Source organism: Sphingomonas sp. Xoc002, from assembly GCF_050408055.1.
Taxonomy (GTDB): domain Bacteria; phylum Pseudomonadota; class Alphaproteobacteria; order Sphingomonadales; family Sphingomonadaceae; genus Sphingomonas; species Sphingomonas yabuuchiae.
The window spans coordinates 1030843-1048516 of sequence record NZ_CP191175.1; the positions used below are offsets into that span (position 1 = coordinate 1030843).

At 67.1% G+C, this 17674-nt stretch carries 9 protein-coding genes; 5 read left to right on the top strand and 4 right to left on the bottom strand.

Going from position 1 to position 17674, the window contains the following annotated elements:
- Positions 1-3 precede the first annotated feature (3 nt).
- Complete coding sequence (locus ACQR50_RS04795; protein ID WP_428970007.1) at positions 4-3258, bottom strand: PAS domain S-box protein; 3255 nt, start codon at positions 3256-3258, stop codon at positions 4-6.
- A gap of 183 nt (positions 3259-3441) precedes the next feature.
- On the opposite strand from ACQR50_RS04795, the gene ACQR50_RS04800 reads away from it, so the two are divergent.
- Both ACQR50_RS04800 and ACQR50_RS04805 read left to right on the top strand, forming a co-directional pair.
- On the top strand, positions 3442-5277 hold the full coding sequence (locus tag ACQR50_RS04800) for a cation:proton antiporter (RefSeq protein ID WP_428970008.1): 1836 nt from the start codon (positions 3442-3444) through the stop codon (positions 5275-5277).
- Complete coding sequence (locus tag ACQR50_RS04805; RefSeq protein WP_428970009.1) at positions 5274-5918, top strand: OmpA family protein; 645 nt, start codon at positions 5274-5276, stop codon at positions 5916-5918. Before ACQR50_RS04800 ends, ACQR50_RS04805 begins: the two co-directional genes overlap by 4 nt.
- Here the strand turns inward: ACQR50_RS04805 and ACQR50_RS04810 are convergent, their stop codons facing one another.
- The 3 genes from ACQR50_RS04810 to ACQR50_RS04820 form a co-directional block, all read right to left on the bottom strand.
- Positions 5919-6893: a DUF6607 family protein gene (locus ACQR50_RS04810; RefSeq protein WP_428970010.1), complete on the bottom strand. Its 975-nt coding sequence runs from the start codon at positions 6891-6893 to the stop codon at positions 5919-5921.
- A 14-nt stretch (positions 6894-6907) separates the two neighbouring features.
- Entirely contained in the window at positions 6908-9079 is a 2172-nt protein-coding gene (locus ACQR50_RS04815; RefSeq protein ID WP_428970011.1) for a TonB-dependent hemoglobin/transferrin/lactoferrin family receptor, read from the bottom strand.
- Between the two features lie 397 nt (positions 9080-9476).
- Positions 9477-11732, bottom strand: coding sequence for a glycoside hydrolase family 3 N-terminal domain-containing protein (locus tag ACQR50_RS04820; RefSeq protein ID WP_428970012.1), 2256 nt, complete (start codon positions 11730-11732; stop codon positions 9477-9479).
- Positions 11733-11898: 166 nt separating this feature from the next.
- Here ACQR50_RS04820 and ACQR50_RS04825 point away from each other — a divergent pair, with 166 nt between their 5' ends.
- The 3 genes from ACQR50_RS04825 to ACQR50_RS04835 all read left to right on the top strand — a co-directional run bounded on the left by ACQR50_RS04825 (position 11899) and on the right by ACQR50_RS04835 (position 17633).
- Entirely contained in the window at positions 11899-13008 is a 1110-nt protein-coding gene (locus tag ACQR50_RS04825; RefSeq protein ID WP_428970013.1) for a LacI family DNA-binding transcriptional regulator, read from the top strand.
- 4 nt (positions 13009-13012) lie between these two features.
- A complete protein-coding gene (locus ACQR50_RS04830; RefSeq protein ID WP_428970014.1) occupies positions 13013-16096 on the top strand; it encodes a TonB-dependent receptor in 3084 nt (1027 codons plus the stop codon).
- A gap of 61 nt (positions 16097-16157) precedes the next feature.
- Complete coding sequence (locus ACQR50_RS04835) at positions 16158-17633, top strand: glucoamylase family protein (protein ID WP_428970015.1); 1476 nt, start codon at positions 16158-16160, stop codon at positions 17631-17633.
- The last annotated feature ends 41 nt before the right edge of the window (positions 17634-17674 follow it).

The following is a 17674-nucleotide window of genomic DNA, read 5'->3' on the forward strand; positions in this document are numbered from 1 at the left end:
GCTTCAGCCCGACAGCATCTCGCCGACGCGGCGTTCCAGTTCCAACACGTTGAACGGCTTGGTCAGCACCTCCATGCCCTCATCCAGATGGCCGGCGCCGACCGCCGCATTGGCGGCATAGCCGGTGACGAACAGGATCTTGAGTGCTGGGCGAACCGCCCGGCCCGCATCGGCGACCTGGCGGCCGTTCAGCCCGCCCGGCAAGCCGACATCGGTGACCAGCAGGTCGATCCGTTCGTCCGATTGGAGCAGCGATACGCCCATCGGACCGTTGCTGGCGGTCAGCACGCGGTATCCGGCATCGCGCAGCACCTCGCCGACCAGATCGCGGATCGCGCTTTCATCCTCGACCAGAAGGACCGTCTCCCCCGCATGCGCGCGGTGCCGGTTCGCGGAGGTTTCGTGCGGATCGGCCAGTTCGGGTTCGCCGGGCAGGCGGGGCAGGTATAGCCGCATCGTGGTGCCAGTGCCGACTTCCGAATAGATGCGGACCTGGCCGCCCGACTGGCGGACGAAACCATAGATCATCGACAGGCCCAGCCCGGTGCCCGCGCCGATCGGCTTGGTGGTGAAGAAGGGGTCGAAGACGCGCTCCATCACCTCGGGCGTCATGCCGGTGCCGGTATCGGTGACGCACAGCGAGACATAGTCGCCTGCGGGCAGGTCCTGCGCCGCCGCCGCGCGGGCGTCGAGCGTCTTGTTGGCGGTCTCGATGGTCAGCTTGCCGCCCTCGGGCATGGCGTCGCGTGCGTTGATGCACAGGTTCAGCAGCGCGCTTTCCAGCTGCGGCGCGTCGACCAGGATCGGCCACAGGCCGGGGGCGGAGACGAACTTCACCTCGATGGCCGGGCCGATGGTGCGGACGATGATGTCCTCCATCCCCGCGATCAGGCGGTCGACATCGGTGGGCTTGGGCGCCAGCGTCTGTCGCCGCGAAAAGGCGAGCAGCCGCTGGGTCAGCGCGGCGGCCCGGTGCGCCCCGTTCTGCGCCATGGAGATGTAGCGGTCGAGCTGGTCATGCTGCCCCTTGGCGATCCGCATGGCGAGCAGTTCGAGGCCGCCCGTCACCGCCGTCAGCAGATTGTTGAAATCATGCGCCAGACCGCCGGTCAACTGGCCCACCGCCTCCATCTTCTGCGCCTGGCGAAGCTGTTCCTCGGCCTGTACCAGCGCGAGCGCCTGTTCCTTCTGCGCGGTCACGTCGCGGCCGGTGGCATAGGTCATGTCGCCGGCAGGCGCTGCGTTCCAGGAAATCCAGCGGATCGAGCCGTCCTTGTGACGATAGCGGTTCTGCACCACCGGCTTGCCGCCGTTCGCCGCCAGTTCATAGGCATATACCGTGTCGTCATGATCCTCGGACACGACGAATTCGTTGACGTGACGGCCGACCAGTTCGGCCTGATCATAGCCCAGAAGGCTGGTCCAGGCCGGATTGACCCGCCGGACCACGCCGTGAAAGTCGATGACCAGCATCAGGTCGGGCGAGGTGTCCCACATGCGGTCGCGCTCGGCGGTGCGTTCGGCGACCTCGTCCTCCAGCGTCTCGTTCATCCGCTGCAGCGCTTCCTCGGCCCGCTTGCGCTCGGTGATGTCGATCGACGAGCCGACCAGTCCGACGACATGGCCCGCCGCATCGCGGAACGGCGCCTTGGTCGACAGCCATGTCGCGTGCGTCCCGTCCGGAAAGTCGACCTGTTCCTCCAGCACTTCGGTCCGGCCTTCGGTCATGACCCGCCGGTCATTGGCCATGACGATTTCCGCCTGCGCCCGGTCGTCCAGGAATTCCAGGTCGGTCCGCCCGATGATCGCCTCGATCGGCTTGCCGACCAGTTCGACCGTCCCGCGATTGGCGGCGAGCATCCGGCCGCTGCTGTCCTTGGCATAGACGACGCCGGGCACCGCCTCCATGACCGCCGCGAGCATGGCATTGGCGTGACGCAGGGCATCCTCGGCCGCGCGCCGGTCGGCAATGTCGATGACCGAGCCGATATAGCCCAGAAACTCGCCATCCGGGCCGAAACGCGGCGAGGCGGCATCGATCGCCCAGCCATAGGACCCGTCCGCCCGGCGCAGGCGATAGTCGATGCGGAACGAGGTATGCGTCGTATTGGCCTGGCCGAAGATACGCTCCGCCTCGGCCCGGTCGTCGGGGTGGGTGGCGTCGAGCCAGCCATAGCCCAGCGCTTCGTCACATGTCTGACCGGTATATTCGTACCAGCGGCGGTTGAGATAGGTGCAGACACCGTTCGCATCGGTGATCCACATCATCACCGGCGCATGGTCCGCCATGTTGCGGAACCGGTCCTCGCTGTCGACCAGCTCGACACGTGTCCGGGCCAGTTCGGCGTCCCGCGCCCGGTCCTCGGTCTCGTTCCGGCCGATCTTCAGATAGCCGATGATCCGGTCGCCGCCGTCCCTGATCGGATGGGTTGTGCCGTTGAGCAGCACGAGACTGCCGTCCGGCTTGCGATGCCAGCGAAGGTCCGGCGCGCAACCCTCCGCGGCGGCGCGGGCCATGTGCCGGGCCGGAATGCCATCGGCTCGGTCCTGGGGCACGAAAATCTCGTCGATGGGGCGGCCGAGCACGTCCCCGTCGCGCCAGTCGAAGATCGCCTGCGCGCCCGCCGACCAGCTGGTGATCCGCCGCTCGGTATCGGTCGCAATGATCGCATAATCCCGCGCGCTGTCGAGGATCAGACGCATCCGTTCCTCACTGGCTCGCAGGGCCTCATTCTGTCGGTCGAGTTCCTCGACGGAGCGGCGCAGATCGAGTTGCGCCATCACCTGCCGCGCCAGCACGCGCAGCGTTTCCTGCTGCACATCGGTGAATTCGCGCGGGCGATAGTCGAGGACGCAGAGCGTGCCGATCGCCAGACCGTCCCCGGTCTTCAGCAAGGCACCCGCATAGGCCCGGATGTGCGGAGACCCCATGACCAGCGGATTGCAGGCGAACCGGGCATCGTCACGCAGATCGGGGACGACCAGGAAATCCTCCTCCAGCAGGGCGTGTGCGCAGAAGGAGCTGTGCAGCGGCGTCTCGCGCACCCCCAGGCCGACCTCCGCCTTGAAGAACTGGCGTCCATCGCCGACCAGGTTCACGACCGCGATCGGAGTATCGCACAGCCTGGCGGTCAACGCCGCCAGTTCGTCAAAGGTCGGCTCGCGCGGCGTGTCCATCACGCCGTAGCGATCCAGCGCCGCAAGCCTGCGTCTTTCGGGCGCGTCGCTGTCGTCACGGTCCATCGATGATCCCGCCATGGCGTTGAGGTGGAAGGGACGCCGAAATTACCGACTTGCGACGCCTGTGCAACTGTAGGCGGCGGTACAACCCTTCGATATGCTTCAGGTCAAGCGTTATCCCTTGTCGGCGGATTGCGCCCGGCGCGCCGCATATGGCGGGGCTGCGGTTACCTTTGGGGAGTCTATGGGTTACACGGCACCATGGAACAACAAGCACTTGTCTTCGCGCTGATCGGCGTTCTGGGAATCGGCGCGCAGTGGATCGCGTGGCGGACGGGGTGGCCCGCCATTGCGTTGATGCTGGCCGCCGGTGTCATCGCCGGACCGATCACCGGGCTCATCATTCCCGAACATACCTTCGGCGATCTGCTGGAACCGATGATCTCGGTGGCGGTCGCGCTGATCCTGTTCGAGGGGGGCTTGAGCCTCAATTTTCGGGAACTGCGCAAGACCGAAGGGGCGGTCACGCGGTTGATGATGATCGGCATCCCGCTGGGCTGGGTGCTGGGGTCGCTGGCCTGTTATTATGTCGCGGGGCTGGTCTGGCCGGTGGCGATCCTGTTCGCCGGCATATTGGTGGTGACGGGGCCGACCGTCGTCATCCCCCTGCTGCGCCAGAGCAATATCGCGGCGCGCCCCCGCGCCATCCTGAAGTGGGAGGCGATCGTCAACGATCCGTTCGGCGCGCTGTGCGCCGTCATCACATATGAATATCTGCGCCGCGTCGACGAGGGGGGCACGCTGGCGTCGGTCGTCATCGCGCTGCTGGGCGCGGCGGTGGTGTCGGGGCTGATCGGCTATGGCATGGCGCGAGCCATCGCCTGGGCCTTTCCGCGCGGCCATGTGCCCGAATATCTCAAGGCCCCGGTGCTGCTGGTCGCGGTGATCGGCACCTTCGTCCTGTCCAACCTGATCCAGCAGGAAACCGGGCTGCTCGCAGTGACCGTCATGGGCATCGCGATCGCCAATATGCGGCTCGACTCATTGCGCGACATTCATCCGTTCAAGGAGAATGTGACCGTCCTGCTCATCTCCGGCGTGTTCGTACTGCTGTCCGCCTCGCTGGATTTCGAGGTGCTGCGCCTGTTCGAATGGCGCTTCGCCGCCTTCCTCTTCGCGCTGCTGTTCCTGGTCCGCCCGGCGACCGTGCTGATCGCGCTGGCCTTCAGCAAGCTGCCCTGGAACGAGCGGTTGCTGATCGCCTGGATCGCGCCGCGCGGCGTCGTCGCGGTGGCGGTGTCGGGTCTGTTCGCGCTGCGCCTCGACCAGCTGGGCTATGGCAACGGCAATATCCTCGTCACCCTGTCCTTTGCGGTGGTGGTCGCGACGATCGTCGCGCACGGTTTCAGCATCCGCCACGTCGCGCGCTGGCTGAAGGTGACGGGGGCGACGCAGAAGGGGCTGCTGATCGTCGGCAGTACGCCGTGGAGCATCTCGCTTGCCCGCCAGATCCAGTCGCTTGGCCTGCCCGTCATGATCGTCGACACCAGCTGGCAGCGTCTGTCGGCTGCGCGTCAGGCGGGGATCGAGACCTATCATGGCGAGATCCTGGCCGAGACGACCGAGGAACGGCTCGACCTCACCCAATTCCAGGTGCTGGTCGCGACGACCGAGAACGAGGCGTATAACGCCCTGGTCTGTAGCGAGTTCGCGCACGATATCGGCCGGGACTCGGTCTATCAGCTGGGCGGCAGCGGCGACCATGAGGATCATCGCCGCCTGCCCGAAGCCCTTCGCGGCCGCGCGATGTTTACCGCCGGGCACGGCGTCGAGGACATCCTGCGGCGCGAGGCGGCGGGCTGGACCTTCCGCAAGACGCGGATCAGCGAGCAGTTCAAGTTCGACCATGCCCGGTCGATCCTGCCGGACGAGGCCGACATGCTGCTCGTGCTGCGCAAGGACGGTCTGATCCGCTTCTTCACCCATGCCGCCCGGCCGGCGCCGCAAAATGGCGATATCGTCATATCCTATGGCCCCTCGCGTCACGGCGATCCGGACGCTAATCAGGTCTTCGAAACGGGAGAGGTTGTCGCATGACGATACCGACGGGGAACATCCGGGCCGCTCGCGCCGTCGCGACGGCCCTGATCGCGCTGGGCATCGCCGCCTGTCAGCCGAGCCGCGAACCGGCCGCGAACGAAGCCGCCGAAGCCCCGGCCAATGTCGAAGCCGAAAGCAACATGGCCATGCCGGGCAACGCGGTCGCGGCGGAGGAACCGGAAGAGGCCAAGAAGTCGATCATCCGCCCGGATGTCGAACCTTCGCCCACTCCGACCCCGCCCGCCGAGCCGGTCGAACTGACCGTTCCGTTCCCGGCCAAGGGCGCCCAGCCCGATCCGGCGGGGATCGCGCTGCTCGACACGCTGGCCGCCGATCCCGTGCTCGCGCTGGGCGGGCCGATCACCATCTGGGGGCATAGCGACTCCTCCGGCTCGGACGCCTCCAATCTGATCGCCTCGCGCAAGCGGGCCGAGGCGGCACGAGACTATCTGGTCAAGAAGGGCGTCGCGGCGGAGCGGATCACCGTCATCGCGCTGGGCGAGGCACGGCCGATCGCCCCCAACCGCAAGCTCGACGGCTCGGACGATCCGGAGGGGCGCGACAAGAACCGCCGGGTCGAGATCAAGGTGGACCTGCCCAAGGCCGCACCCGCGACCGAGGGCAGCGGTCCGTCCTGATCATCCGATCCTTTTGGTGTTCCGATCGATCAGCGCGGTCGCCTCGGCCGTTCCGGCCCCGCTGGTCATCTTGCCCGACCGAATGTCGTCGGCGATGGTCAGCAGACGACCGCTGATGACCGTCCCGGTTTCCGCCTGCTCCTGAATCGCGATGCCGCCCTTCGTATCGGCCACCCGGCTCCAGGCCGCCCGCACGGCGGCCCAATAATCCTTCGTCTTCGCCCAGTAATCGTCGGCCGCCTTCCCATCAAAGCCGTCGAAGCGTTCATAGGTGTTCAGCACCGATTCCTGGACGATGGGGACGAGCTTGCCGTCCTTCAGGCCCATCTTCATATTGTCCTGCCAATGCACCCAACCGGTCGGCGTCGGCTGGTGCCGGTTGATCGCGTAATAGCGGTCATAGACCGGGTGGCGGACGGCATCGCGGCGGGCCAGTGGGCGCCACGTCCAGTTGGATCGCCAGCGGCGGACGCCGCCTTGCGTCTCGAACTGGCCCCATCCGGCATAACGCGGGCTGTCATCGACCTGATAGACCGTCTGCGACCAGCGCCCGGCACGCATCCGTTCGGGCACGGCTTCCCACACCCATTGGCCCTGACCGGCATAGACCAGCACGCGCGAGGGCTGGTAATCCCAGTCCTGCCGCCAATGCTTGATGACATGGGTCTCGCCGTCATGCTCGACGATCAGCAGATGCTGGAGCGCGATATGGTCGGGCCTGTCCTCGATCACGCGAACCACCTCGTTCCCGCCCGAAATCTTGCGGTCGAGGGGCGTGTAGCCCGGCACCCAGGGTGTCGTTTCCTGCATGTCGAAGCGGACCTTATAGGTTCCGGCCATCGCCAGGATGTCGGCGCGGTCGGCGGCCTTGGCGGCCTGTGCCTCGACGACGGTCTGCCGGAGCGGACCATCGGCCAGGGCGGGGGCGGGCAGCAGCGCGAGCGCCGCGACGATCAGCATCGAACGGTTCTTCATCGGATAGACCCTTTTCAGAAACGGAGGGTGAGCGAGGCGCTGGCGTTGCGGCCCGGCTGGGTGAAGGCAATGGGCGGCACATCGGCGGCACCCATGGGCAGGGGGCGCGGCACGCCGAGGCCGCGGACGTCGGACCACCAGGCATAGGTGGCATTGGTCAGGTTGAAGATACCCGCACGCAGCGTCAGCGCGTCCGTCACCCGGGCGAACAGCGTCGCGTCCAGGATCGTGAAGGCGGCGGGCCGGAAACATTCCGTACTGCACAGGCTGGTGGTGTCCCGAGCCGCCTTGCGCGCGCTGTGCGTCATGATGACCTGGCCGCCGAAGCGCCCGTGATCCGGCTCGCGCCACCCGATGCCCATCACCAGCTTGAGCGGATCGACGGTGGCGAGCGGCCTGCGGGCGTCGTTGGCGGCGATCTGTTCGCCCTCGGCATAGGACAGGGCGAGTTGCCCGGTCAGGCCGTTGCGCGCCCGCCCCTCGAAGCGGGCCTCCGCCCCCTTCACCTTGGCGCGGTCGAGATTGACGAACTGGTACAAGGCGGGGTCGGCGGGCGTGAAGGTGCCGCCCACGACCTCCTGGCTGATGAAGTCGCGATAATCGGCCCGGAAGACGCTGGCCGACAGATCGACGGCCTCGCCGTTCAGGCGCAGCCCCGCCTCGATCGCCTCGCTGGTTTCCGGGCGCAGGTTCGGGTTGGGGATCGAGGTATAGCCAAAGGCCAGGTTCGAGAAGAACTGGTTGACCTGCCCCGGCTCGGGCGCCCGGAAGCCGCGCGCATAGTTGGCGAACAGGCGCAAGGCGGGGGCGAGGGTCAGGACCGCGCCGATGCGCGGGCTCAGCCGGTCCGCCGATTGGGCGGCGCCGACAAATCGGGGCAGCAGCGGATCGCGATCGGGCGACAGGCGATACCAGTCGTAGCGCAGGGCGGGATGCAGGGTCAGCGGCCCGATGCCGATCTCATCCCCGACAAAGGCCCCGGCCAGGGTGAAGTCGGTCGTCGGAAAGGCGCGCGTCGGAAAGGTCTCGCCCGCAGGCGGAACCGTGCCGTCGCGCAGCCCTCGCTGGCGCAGCACGCTGATATCGGCGCCCGTCACCAGCCGGTGGGTGATCGCGCCGGTCGCAAAGCCCAGCCTTATCTCGCCCGATCCGCCATAGACCCGGTTTTCCAGCGTGTTGAGCCGGGTGCGGTCGGCCAGCGTCACCCGGTCCTCGGCGCTGAACTGGCGGTTGTCCGCGTCCTGGACATAGGCCGCCGCGCGCGCGAACTGGACGAGCCCGGCCCCGTCATAGGTCCAGTCGAGCCCGGCGCGCCACCGCTTTCCCGTGTCGCGCGCCTGCAACCCCGCGACATTGCGGTTGATCCCGGTCAGCACGTCGGTTTCGATGCGGTTGTCGAGATACTCGCCGGTGGCGCGCAGGCGATGCCCGGGCGCGACGTTCCAGACCAGCTTGCCGAGCAGCGCATCGGCGCGCCCATCCTGCGGATTGGGTGCGGTCCGGGTGACGCCGGTGCCCTCGACATCGCCCTTGTTCTTCAGCTCGGAAAAGTCGCGCCTCGTATAGGCCAGCATCGCCGATACCGCGCCCGAGCGGCCCGCGACGACCCCCGACTGGGTGAACTCCTCGTCCGCCGAATTATATTGTGTGCGCAGCGAGCCGCCGAACGCCTTGCCGCCCAATATGTCGACGGCATCGCTGGTGGTGAAACTCACCGCCCCCGCCAGACCGTCGCTGCCGTACAGGGCGGAGGCGGGCCCCCGCAGAAACTCGACCGACTTGATCAGGCCCAGATCGACATAGTCGCCGCGCCCGACATCCTGCGCGCCGAAGCTGAAGCCATAGGGGACACGGACGCCGTCGACCTGGATCAGGACGCGGTTGCCGCCGATGCCGCGAACGACGAAGCCCTCATTCCCCGCGCGGCCCGTCGTGCCGAGCGCCGCGCCGAAGCGGGCGGGAGCACGCCGGACGCTGATCCCCGGCTCGAAGCGGACCAGATCCTTGATATCGGTCGCCAGTTCGTCCGCAATCTCATCGGCGTTCTTTACCGAGACGGTCACCGGCGCATCCTGGGCCTGGATCGGTGCGCGGGTTGCGGTGACGACGACATCACGCTGCTCCGTCGCGTCTTCCTCGCGCACAGGCTGTCCGAGCGCTGCCATCGCGGCCAGCGTCAAAAGCATGAATCACCCCTTTAGATATTAACAATCATTCTCATTAAGCAGCGCAGCAAAGTGCGTGCAACCAAAATATGAGAATGAGTCGCATTACCTATTGTGGTGAATGGCGGGGTTGTGCGTTTCAGTGCTCGGTTGAGGCAGACGTCGCATCACTGCGGCCGCGTCTCGCGTGCGGCCATCCCATGGATAAACCGAATGGGTCCATGGACCGTTATCGCAGCTCGCCCGCGCATGGGAGCGCAGCTGACCGCAACTACAGTCATTCAGAACGTGATTTTTGAGAACGGCGTCGAAATGCCGCGGCGATTTGGCGAAGCCCCGTCATTGAGGAGATCGGCAAGTTCGCCGCGCCTTGTCGCGCCCCCTCCGGACCGTGTCCGGATCGAAGGGGGCGACGCAATCACGCCAAGGTGAACATGCCCGCAAGCCCCTCGGCCTCGGCCGATGGCGCGACCCAGAGGCGGAAGGCGCCGGGTTCGGTGGTCGGCTTCAGATCGCGACCGGTGAAGGACAGGTCGGCGCGGGTGAGGGTGAAAGTCACCTCCTGTGTCGCGCCGGGTGCCAGGGTGACGCGGGTAAAGGCCTTCATCACGCGCACCGGCTGGGTCACGCTGGCCACGACGTCGTGGATATAGAGCTGGACCACTTCGGTCGCCGTCATGCGACCGCTATTGGTGACGGTTGCCCGGATCGTCAGCGGGGTGTCGCCCATCGTCGGGCTGCTCAGGCGCAGGTTCGAATAGACCATCTCGCCATAGGTCAGGCCGTGCCCGAACGGGAACAAGGCAGTGTTCGGATGGTCGCGGAAATGCGTCTTGTAGGGCTGGAGAGCCCCCGGCGGATTGGGGCGGCCCGTGCTGCGATGCGCATAATAATAGGGAACCTGTCCGCTGGCGCGGGGGAAGGATACCGGCAGCCGCGCCGAGGGCGACACCGCGCCGAACAGCACATCGGCGATGGCGGGGCCATCCTGCGAGCCCAGGAACCACGTCACCAGCAGGGCGGGAGCCTTGGCCACCGCGCCGGTCAGCGCCAGCGCGCGCCCCGTGCGCAGCAGCACGACATAGGGTTTGCCGGTCGCGGCGATCGCTTCGGCCAGTGCCTGTTGCTCGGCGGGCACGGTGATCTCGGTGCGCGACTGCGCCTCGCCCGACATATTCTGCGTCTCGCCGATCGCGACAACCACGATGTCGGCGTCGCGCGCCGTGGCGACGGCACGCGCCACATCGCTGCCATCGTCCAGGGTCGCACCCGGAAGCATCTCGCGCACCGCCGTGACCAGATCGACGGCCTCGCGGTCGGTGCCATAGACGTTCCATGGCCCGATCAGGTCATGCCCGCCGCCCGCAAAGGGGCCGATCAGCGCGATCCTCTTGCCCGAGCGGGGCAGGGGGAGCAGATCGCCCTGGTTGCGGAGCATCACGATGCTGCGCGCGCCCGCCTCGCGGGCGAGGGCCAGCGTCTCGGCCGTGCGAATCCGTGCCTTTTCGCGCGCCGGGTCGATGCGGCGGAACGGATCGTCGAACAGGCCGAGCGCGACCTTGAGCGCGAGCACGCGGCGCACCGCCTCGTCCAGCCGGGCCAGCGGCACCTCGCCCTTCTCGACCAGATCGGGGAGATATTTGAGATACAGGCCGCTCTGCATCGACATGTCGACCCCGGCCAGGAAGGCCAGCCGCGCCGCATCGCGTCCATCCTTGGCGAAACCGTGCGCGATCAGTTCCTCGTCGCCGGTATAGTCGGAGACGACCAGTCCGCCGAACCCCCATTCCTTGCGCAGGACGGTATCGAGCAGCCACGGGTTGCCGGTGGCGGGTATGCCCGACAGATCGTTGAACGAGGCCATGACGGTCGGCGCTCCGGCCGCGAACGCCGCCTGGAAGGGCGGGAAATAAATGTCGCGCAGCGTCCGTTCCGACACGTCGACGCTGTTATAATCGAGCCCCGCCTCGCCCGCGCCATAAGCCACGAAATGCTTGGCGCAGGCCGCGACGGCATCCGGTGCGGCGAGGCCGCTGCCCTGAAACCCCTGGACGCGCGCCGCCGCCATCAACCGGCCGAGCAGCACATCCTCACCCGAACCCTCGACGCCGCGCCCCCAGCGTGCATCGCGGGCGATGTCGACCATCGGCGCGAAGGTCCAGTCGATGCCCGAGGCCGCCGCCTCGACCGCCGCCGCGCGGGCGGTTCGGCGCGCCAGATCGGGGTCGAAACTGGCCGCCTCGGCCAGCGGCACCGGAAAGACGGTGCGCAGGCCGTGGATGACGTCGGCAGCGAATAGCAGCGGGATCTTCAGCCGCGACCGCCGCACCGCCTCGGTCTGCATCCGACGCGCCATTTCCGCGCCATTGCCGTTGAACACGCCGGTCAGCTCACCCCGGCGCACCATGCGCAATTGCGTGTCGAAGCTCGACGCCGCGCCCGCCGGGTTGAGCGAGGTCGCCGCGCCCCCCGCCCAGGCTGCGGCGAGCAGGTTGAGCTGCCCGGCCTTTTCGGCCAGCGTCATGCGCGGGATCAGCGCCTCGACCGTCGCGGGAAGCGGTCGTTCGGCGACGAGGGAGAGCAGGGCACGTGCTGGACTGGCCGACCATGCCAGCGCCGCGCCCGCCCCGGCCAGCCATGCGCGCCGTGAAATCCGCCGATCCTGCCCGTCCATCCTGCTCCCTTTCCACGTCATTTCGATGCCGTCCACGCCGTTGCCTGGATCCTATTCCAAGCCGCCGTCCGGATTTCGTTACGCCGACCAATCGACCGATTGATTGTCATGTCGGCTTCATGTAAGCGGTTTCTGTAAGCGGTTACAAGCCCGCGATACAGAGAGGATGCTTCAGCCGGCCATGTCGCCTGCCCGACCCACATCTGCCCCTGCCGCCGCTCCGGCGGCGCACGGTGACTCTACCGCCGCTCCGGCGGCGCAAAGGGCGCATGCGACGATCCATGACGTCGCGCGAGTGGCGGGCGTCTCGGTCGCGTCGGTGTCGCGGGTGTTCAACGGGCGCGACCATGTCCGCGCGGAGATGCGTACACGTGTCGAGGAAGCGGCGGCGCAACTGGGCTATGTCCCCCATGCCGGCGCACGCAGCCTGAGCATGGCACGGACCGGCGCGATCGGGGTGGTGTTGCCCGACCTGCACGGCGAATTCTTCTCCGAACTGCTGCGCGGCATGGACCGCGAGGCGAGCACGCGCCGACTGGGACTGCTGCTGACCGTGCTTCACGACGGGCGCGGGCTCGACACGCTGACGGCGCTGCGCGGACAGGTCGACGGGCTGGTGGTGATGGCGCCGGAACTCGACCCCGATGTCCTCGCCCGGCATATGCCGCGTGGGCTGACGGCCGTATTCCTGGCCTGTGCGCCGCAGGTCGGCAGCCTGAACCTGCGCATCGACAATCGCGCCGGAGCCGCCGCCGCCGTCACGCATCTGGCGGCGGGCGGGGCGAAGCGGATCGTCCATATCTCCGGCCCCGCGGGCAATCTCGACGCGCAGGAGCGGCGCGCGGGCGCGGAGGCCGCCGCCGCCGAGGCGGGCGTGGCCCTGAGCGTGATCGAGGGCGACTTTCTGGAGGCCAGCGGCACCAAGGTCGGCGAACGCGTCGCGGCGGGAACGCTGGCGGCGGACGCGATCTTCGCCGCGAACGACATGATGGCGATCGGCGCGCTGATGGCGCTGAAGCGCCACGGCATCGCGGTGCCGGAACAGGTCGCCGTTGCCGGGTTCGACGACATTCCATTGGCACGGCTGGTGAGCCCGGCACTGACCAGCGTCGCGATCGATATCGCGGCGATGGGCGCGCGGGCCGTGGCGCAGCTTGCCGCGCGGATCGCGGGCGCGCGCGAAGAATCTTCGGGAGACGCATCCACCGGGGCGGACGAGGTCATCGTCCCGCATCTGATGGTGCGTGAGACAACAAGAGAAACGGACAGGGGATAGGTTTATGACACGGAACGCTTTCAGGCTGGCGCTCGCCGGGGCGACGATGCTGGCGGGGCTCGGCACCGCGACGATCTGGAGCGCGCCCGCCATGGCGCAGGCCGGGCAGGCGGCGTTGCGCGGCGTGATCCGCACCGCGCCCGACAATCCGCTGCAGGACGTGACGCTGGTCGAGGTCGACACCGGCTTCCGCCGCACGGTCGTGCCCGGCGCGGACGGCAGCTATAATTTCCCGTCGCTGCGGGCTGGCGCCTATCGGCTGGAGATCCGCCTTCAGAACGGCACCCGCAATTCGGACCAGTTCACCTTGCGTGTCGGGCAGAATGCCGGGCTTGACCTCGACCTGACCACCGCCCCGGCACCGGCCCAGCCCGCACCGGGCGACAATACCGCCGGTGAAACCGCGCCGCCGCCCGCCGAAGCCCAGCAGGGCGACATCATCGTCACCGGCAGCCGCATCCGCTCGCTGTCCGGCGGGCAGGTCGGCATCAACATCACGCCGCGCCTGATCGAGCAGTTGCCGCAGAACAGCCGCAACTTCCTGGCCTTCGCCGATCTCGCACCCGGCGTACGTTTCATCGAAAGCTCGGACGGCAGTTCGCGCATCCAGGGCGGGGCGCAAGGGAGCAACTCGGTCAACGTCTTCATCGACGGCGTCAGCCAGAAGGACTATGTGCTGCGCGGCGGCCTGACCGGCCAGGACAGCTCGCCCGGCAACCCGTTCCCGCAGCTCGCGATTGGCGAGTATCAGGTGCTGTCGTCCAACTACAAGGCGGAGCTGGACCAGGTCAGCTCGGTCGCGATCATCGCGGGCACCAAGTCGGGCACCAACGAATTCCACGGCGAGGGCTTTTTCGACTTCACCAACCAGAATCTGCGCGACCGTCGCCCGACCGAAATCTATCCCGCCAAGATCGCCAAGATCCCCTCGGAGGACAAGCAGTTCGGCGTCGCGTTGGGCGGCCCGATCGTCAAGGACGTCGCGCATTTCTTCGTCAGCTATGAGGGCAAGCGGCGGCAGGTACCGATCGACATCCTGCCGACCAACGGCGTCGCGGTGTCGAGCCTGCCCGCCCAGTATCGCGACATTTTCGGGTCGTTCAACTCGAGCTTCCGCCAGGACCTGTATTTCGGCAAGATCGACCTCGAGCCGACCGACAAGGACCTGGTCGAGCTGACCGGCAAATATCGCAACGAGACCGGCGTGCAGATCGGCAACGGCAATGCCGCCTTCTCCACGCGCACGCTGAGCAAGGTCAACGAGAAGCGCGGCATGCTGCGCTGGCAGCATAGCGAAGACTCGTGGATCAACGACGTGCGCGTCTCCTATGAGGATGTCGCCTGGTCGCCGCAGCCTGCCGAGAACGGCATCGGCCAGCAGTTCCGCACCACGACGCGCAACGGCAGCAGCGTGTCGACCTTCGACCTGTTCCGCACCGGCGCCGGGCTGGGCTTCCAGGACAAGGGGCAGCGGGGCTGGACCGTCCAGGACGATTTCACCTGGACCGGCGTCGAGAACCATACGTTCAAGGTCGGCGCGAAGGCGAAGTGGGTGACGCTCAACTCGCTGGAGCAGAACCTGATCAACCCGCTCTATCTCTATGACACCACCTTGCCCTCGGCGAGCGGGTTCAACGACCAGATCCCCTACAGCCTGCAATTCGGCGCGAATGGCAGCCTGGGCGATCCGCGCATCCGTTCCAAGAACTTCCAGCTGGGCCTGTATGCGCAGGACGACTGGGATGTGACCGACCGGCTGACGCTGAACCTCGGCCTGCGCTGGGATTATGAGCGGACCCCGGCGTTCCTGAACTATGTGACCTCGGCCGAGAACATCAACGCGGTGTCGCCCGCCAACTATCCGAACCTGGTCAACGCGGATTACAAGATCGGCGACTATATCTCGACCGGCAGCAACCGGAAGGCGTTCAAGGGCGCATGGCAGCCGCGTGTCGGCTTCACCTATCGCTTGGACGAGCAGGGCCGGTTCGCGGTGTTCGGCGGCTATGGCCGGTCGTACGACCGCAACCAGTTCGACTTCCTGCAGCAGGAACTGGCCAATGGCCGCTTCCAGCGCCGCGAGTTCCTGTTCCAGGGTGCCGACACGATCAATCCGTGCACGCCCGGACCGAACTGCATCCCCTGGAACCCGATCTACCTGACCGACGCCGGTCGCCAGCAGCTGATCGGCAATGGCAGCCCGGGCGGGCGCGAATTCCGCTTCATCAACAACGACCTGAAGGTCCCCTATTCCGACCAGTTCAGCTTGGGGCTACGCGGACGGTTCAATCCGGTCGAGCTGGAGGTCGGTTATACCCGGATCGTCAGCAAGGACGGCTTCGTCTATCTGCTCGGCACGCGCCGTCCCGACGGGTCGTTCTTCGCGCCGTCGCCGACCACGGGCGCGCCGCAGGGACCGAACACCAGCTTCGCGCCCAGCGGTTACGGTGCGATCATCCTGGGCGACAACGGGCTCGAGACGCGCGCGGACTCGGCCTATGCCAAGCTGACCAAGGCCTATTCGGCGGCCTCGCCGTGGAGCATCGACGCCACCTATACCTTCACCGCGGCGGTGGATAACCGGCCGAACAACGACCAGTCGTCCTACTTCCTGCTCGATTTCCCCAAGGCGTCGGATTACCCGATGCTGCGCTCGGGCGTGGTGCCGCGTCACCGCTTCGTGGTGGCAGGCAGCGTCGACACGCCGCTGGGCGTGACGATGTCGGCGAAGTTCCAGATCGAGAGCCCGACCTTCCAGCGTGCGCTGCTCGACACGGCGACCCCGTATCAGCGGACGCTGGTCGGCTCGGAAGTGTTTGGACTGGGCGATCGCTGGGGCCGTCGCCAGCTCGATCTGGCGTTCACCAAATATGTGCCGCTGAAGTTCATCAGCGATGCGACGCGCATCCGCTTCCGCGTCGACATCATCAACGCGATGAACGACCGCAATTACGTCGACTATAACAACGACCCGAGCGACACGACGCGCACGCCCGGCTCGCCGAGCCTCTATCGCGAGGTGTCGACCTACAGCATCGGCGGCAATCCGCCTCGCACGGTGAAGCTGTCGGCAGGCTTCAACTTCTGATGCGTCCTCCACCGTCACCCCGGCCAGCACCGGGGTGACGGTACAATTCGAGAATCATCGCATGACGTTCGATCGACGCGATATCCTGCGCGCCACGGCGCTGGGCGGGGCGGGGTGGCTGGCGGGGTGCACCGCCGGGCCGCTCGCGCCGAAGCGGGCGCCGCTGCTGGCCTTCCCCGGCGCGCTGCCCAGGGTCGGCACCACCCCGGCGAGCGCCAGCGATCCGCTGATGGACGATATCCAGCGCCGGACCGTCAGCTATTTCTGGAACACCACCGATCAGGCGACCGGGCTGGCCCCCGATCGCTGGCCGACCCCCAGTTTCGCCTCGATCGCGGCGGTCGGCTTCGCGCTGACCACCTATCCGATCGCGGCGACGCGCGGCTGGATCACCCGAGCCGCCGCCGCGCAGCGCACGCTGGCCACGCTGCGCTTCTTCGCGAACGCCCCGCAAGGGCCGGACAAGGAGGGGATGACCGGCTATAAGGGGTTCTTCTACCATTTCCTCGGCGTCACCAAGGGGCATCGCTTCGCCAGGACCGAGCTGTCGACGATCGACACCGCGCTGCTGCTGGGCGGCGTCCTCTTCGCCCAGACCTGGTTCGACGACGAGGCCGACCCCGCCGAGCGGGAAATCCGCGCGCTCGCCGACCAGCTTTACCGCGCGGTCGAATGGGACTGGATCACGCCGCGCCAGCCCTTCGTCTCGATGGGCTGGCATCCCGAGAGCGGGTTCATCGGCTCCGACTGGAACATCTATAACGAAAGCCTGATCCTGTACGTCCTGGCGCTGGGCTCGCCGACCCATGCGCTGCCGCCCACGACCTGGGACGCATGGACGGCCAAGTTCGACCCGTCCTGGGACGAGAAATACGACAATCCGTTCACCGCCTTCCCGCCGCTGTTCGGGCATCAGTACAGCCAGGTCTGGATCGACTTTCGCGGGCTGATGGATACCTATTCCAAGCGGCGCGGCTTCGATTATTTCGAGAATAGCCGCCGCGCGACCTATGCGCAGCGCCGCTATGCGATCAACAATCCGGCGGGCTGGCGCGGCTATGACGAGAATGTCTGGGGGCTGACCGCGTGCGACGGACCGGGGGATTTCGTGCGCGAGATCAACGGGCGCAAGCGTGAGTTCTTCTCCTATTCGGCGCGCGGCCCCGGTGACCGCGACGACGGCACGATCGCACCCACCGCCGCACTGGGTTCGGTGGCCTTCGCGCCCGAGATCGTGCTGCCTGCGGCGCGGGCCATGTACTCGACCTATGGCACCGCCATCTATGACCGCTACGGCTTTCGCGACAGCTTCAACCCGACGCTGACCCTGACCGACGTCAAGCTGCAGCATGGCAAGGTGGTGCCCTATATCGGCTGGGTCGCCGACGATTTCCTCGGCATCGACCAGGGGCCGATCGCCTGCATGATCGAGAACTGGCGCAGCGGCCTGATCTGGAAGACGATGCAGAAGAACCCCTATATCCGCGCCGGGCTGGAACGTGCCGGGTTCAAGGGCGGCTGGCTTTCCCAGGCATAGCCGTTGTCTTTTTTGGCGACCTCAGGCTCCCGCGGTGGCAT

What these genes read in the sequence shown, in the direction of transcription:
- ACQR50_RS04795 (WP_428970007.1), bottom strand. Translation starts at nt 3,258, where the DNA reads ATGGCGGGATCATCGATGGACCGTGACGACAGCGACGCGCCCGAAAGA.
- ACQR50_RS04800 (WP_428970008.1), top strand. Translation starts at nt 3,442, where the DNA reads ATGGAACAACAAGCACTTGTCTTCGCGCTGATCGGCGTTCTGGGAATC.
- ACQR50_RS04805 (WP_428970009.1), top strand. Translation starts at nt 5,274, where the DNA reads ATGACGATACCGACGGGGAACATCCGGGCCGCTCGCGCCGTCGCGACG.
- ACQR50_RS04810 (WP_428970010.1), bottom strand. Translation starts at nt 6,893, where the DNA reads ATGAAGAACCGTTCGATGCTGATCGTCGCGGCGCTCGCGCTGCTGCCC.
- ACQR50_RS04815 (WP_428970011.1), bottom strand. Translation starts at nt 9,079, where the DNA reads ATGCTTTTGACGCTGGCCGCGATGGCAGCGCTCGGACAGCCTGTGCGC.
- ACQR50_RS04820 (WP_428970012.1), bottom strand. Translation starts at nt 11,732, where the DNA reads ATGGACGGGCAGGATCGGCGGATTTCACGGCGCGCATGGCTGGCCGGG.
- ACQR50_RS04825 (WP_428970013.1), top strand. Translation starts at nt 11,899, where the DNA reads ATGCTTCAGCCGGCCATGTCGCCTGCCCGACCCACATCTGCCCCTGCC.
- ACQR50_RS04830 (WP_428970014.1), top strand. Translation starts at nt 13,013, where the DNA reads ATGACACGGAACGCTTTCAGGCTGGCGCTCGCCGGGGCGACGATGCTG.
- ACQR50_RS04835 (WP_428970015.1), top strand. Translation starts at nt 16,158, where the DNA reads ATGACGTTCGATCGACGCGATATCCTGCGCGCCACGGCGCTGGGCGGG.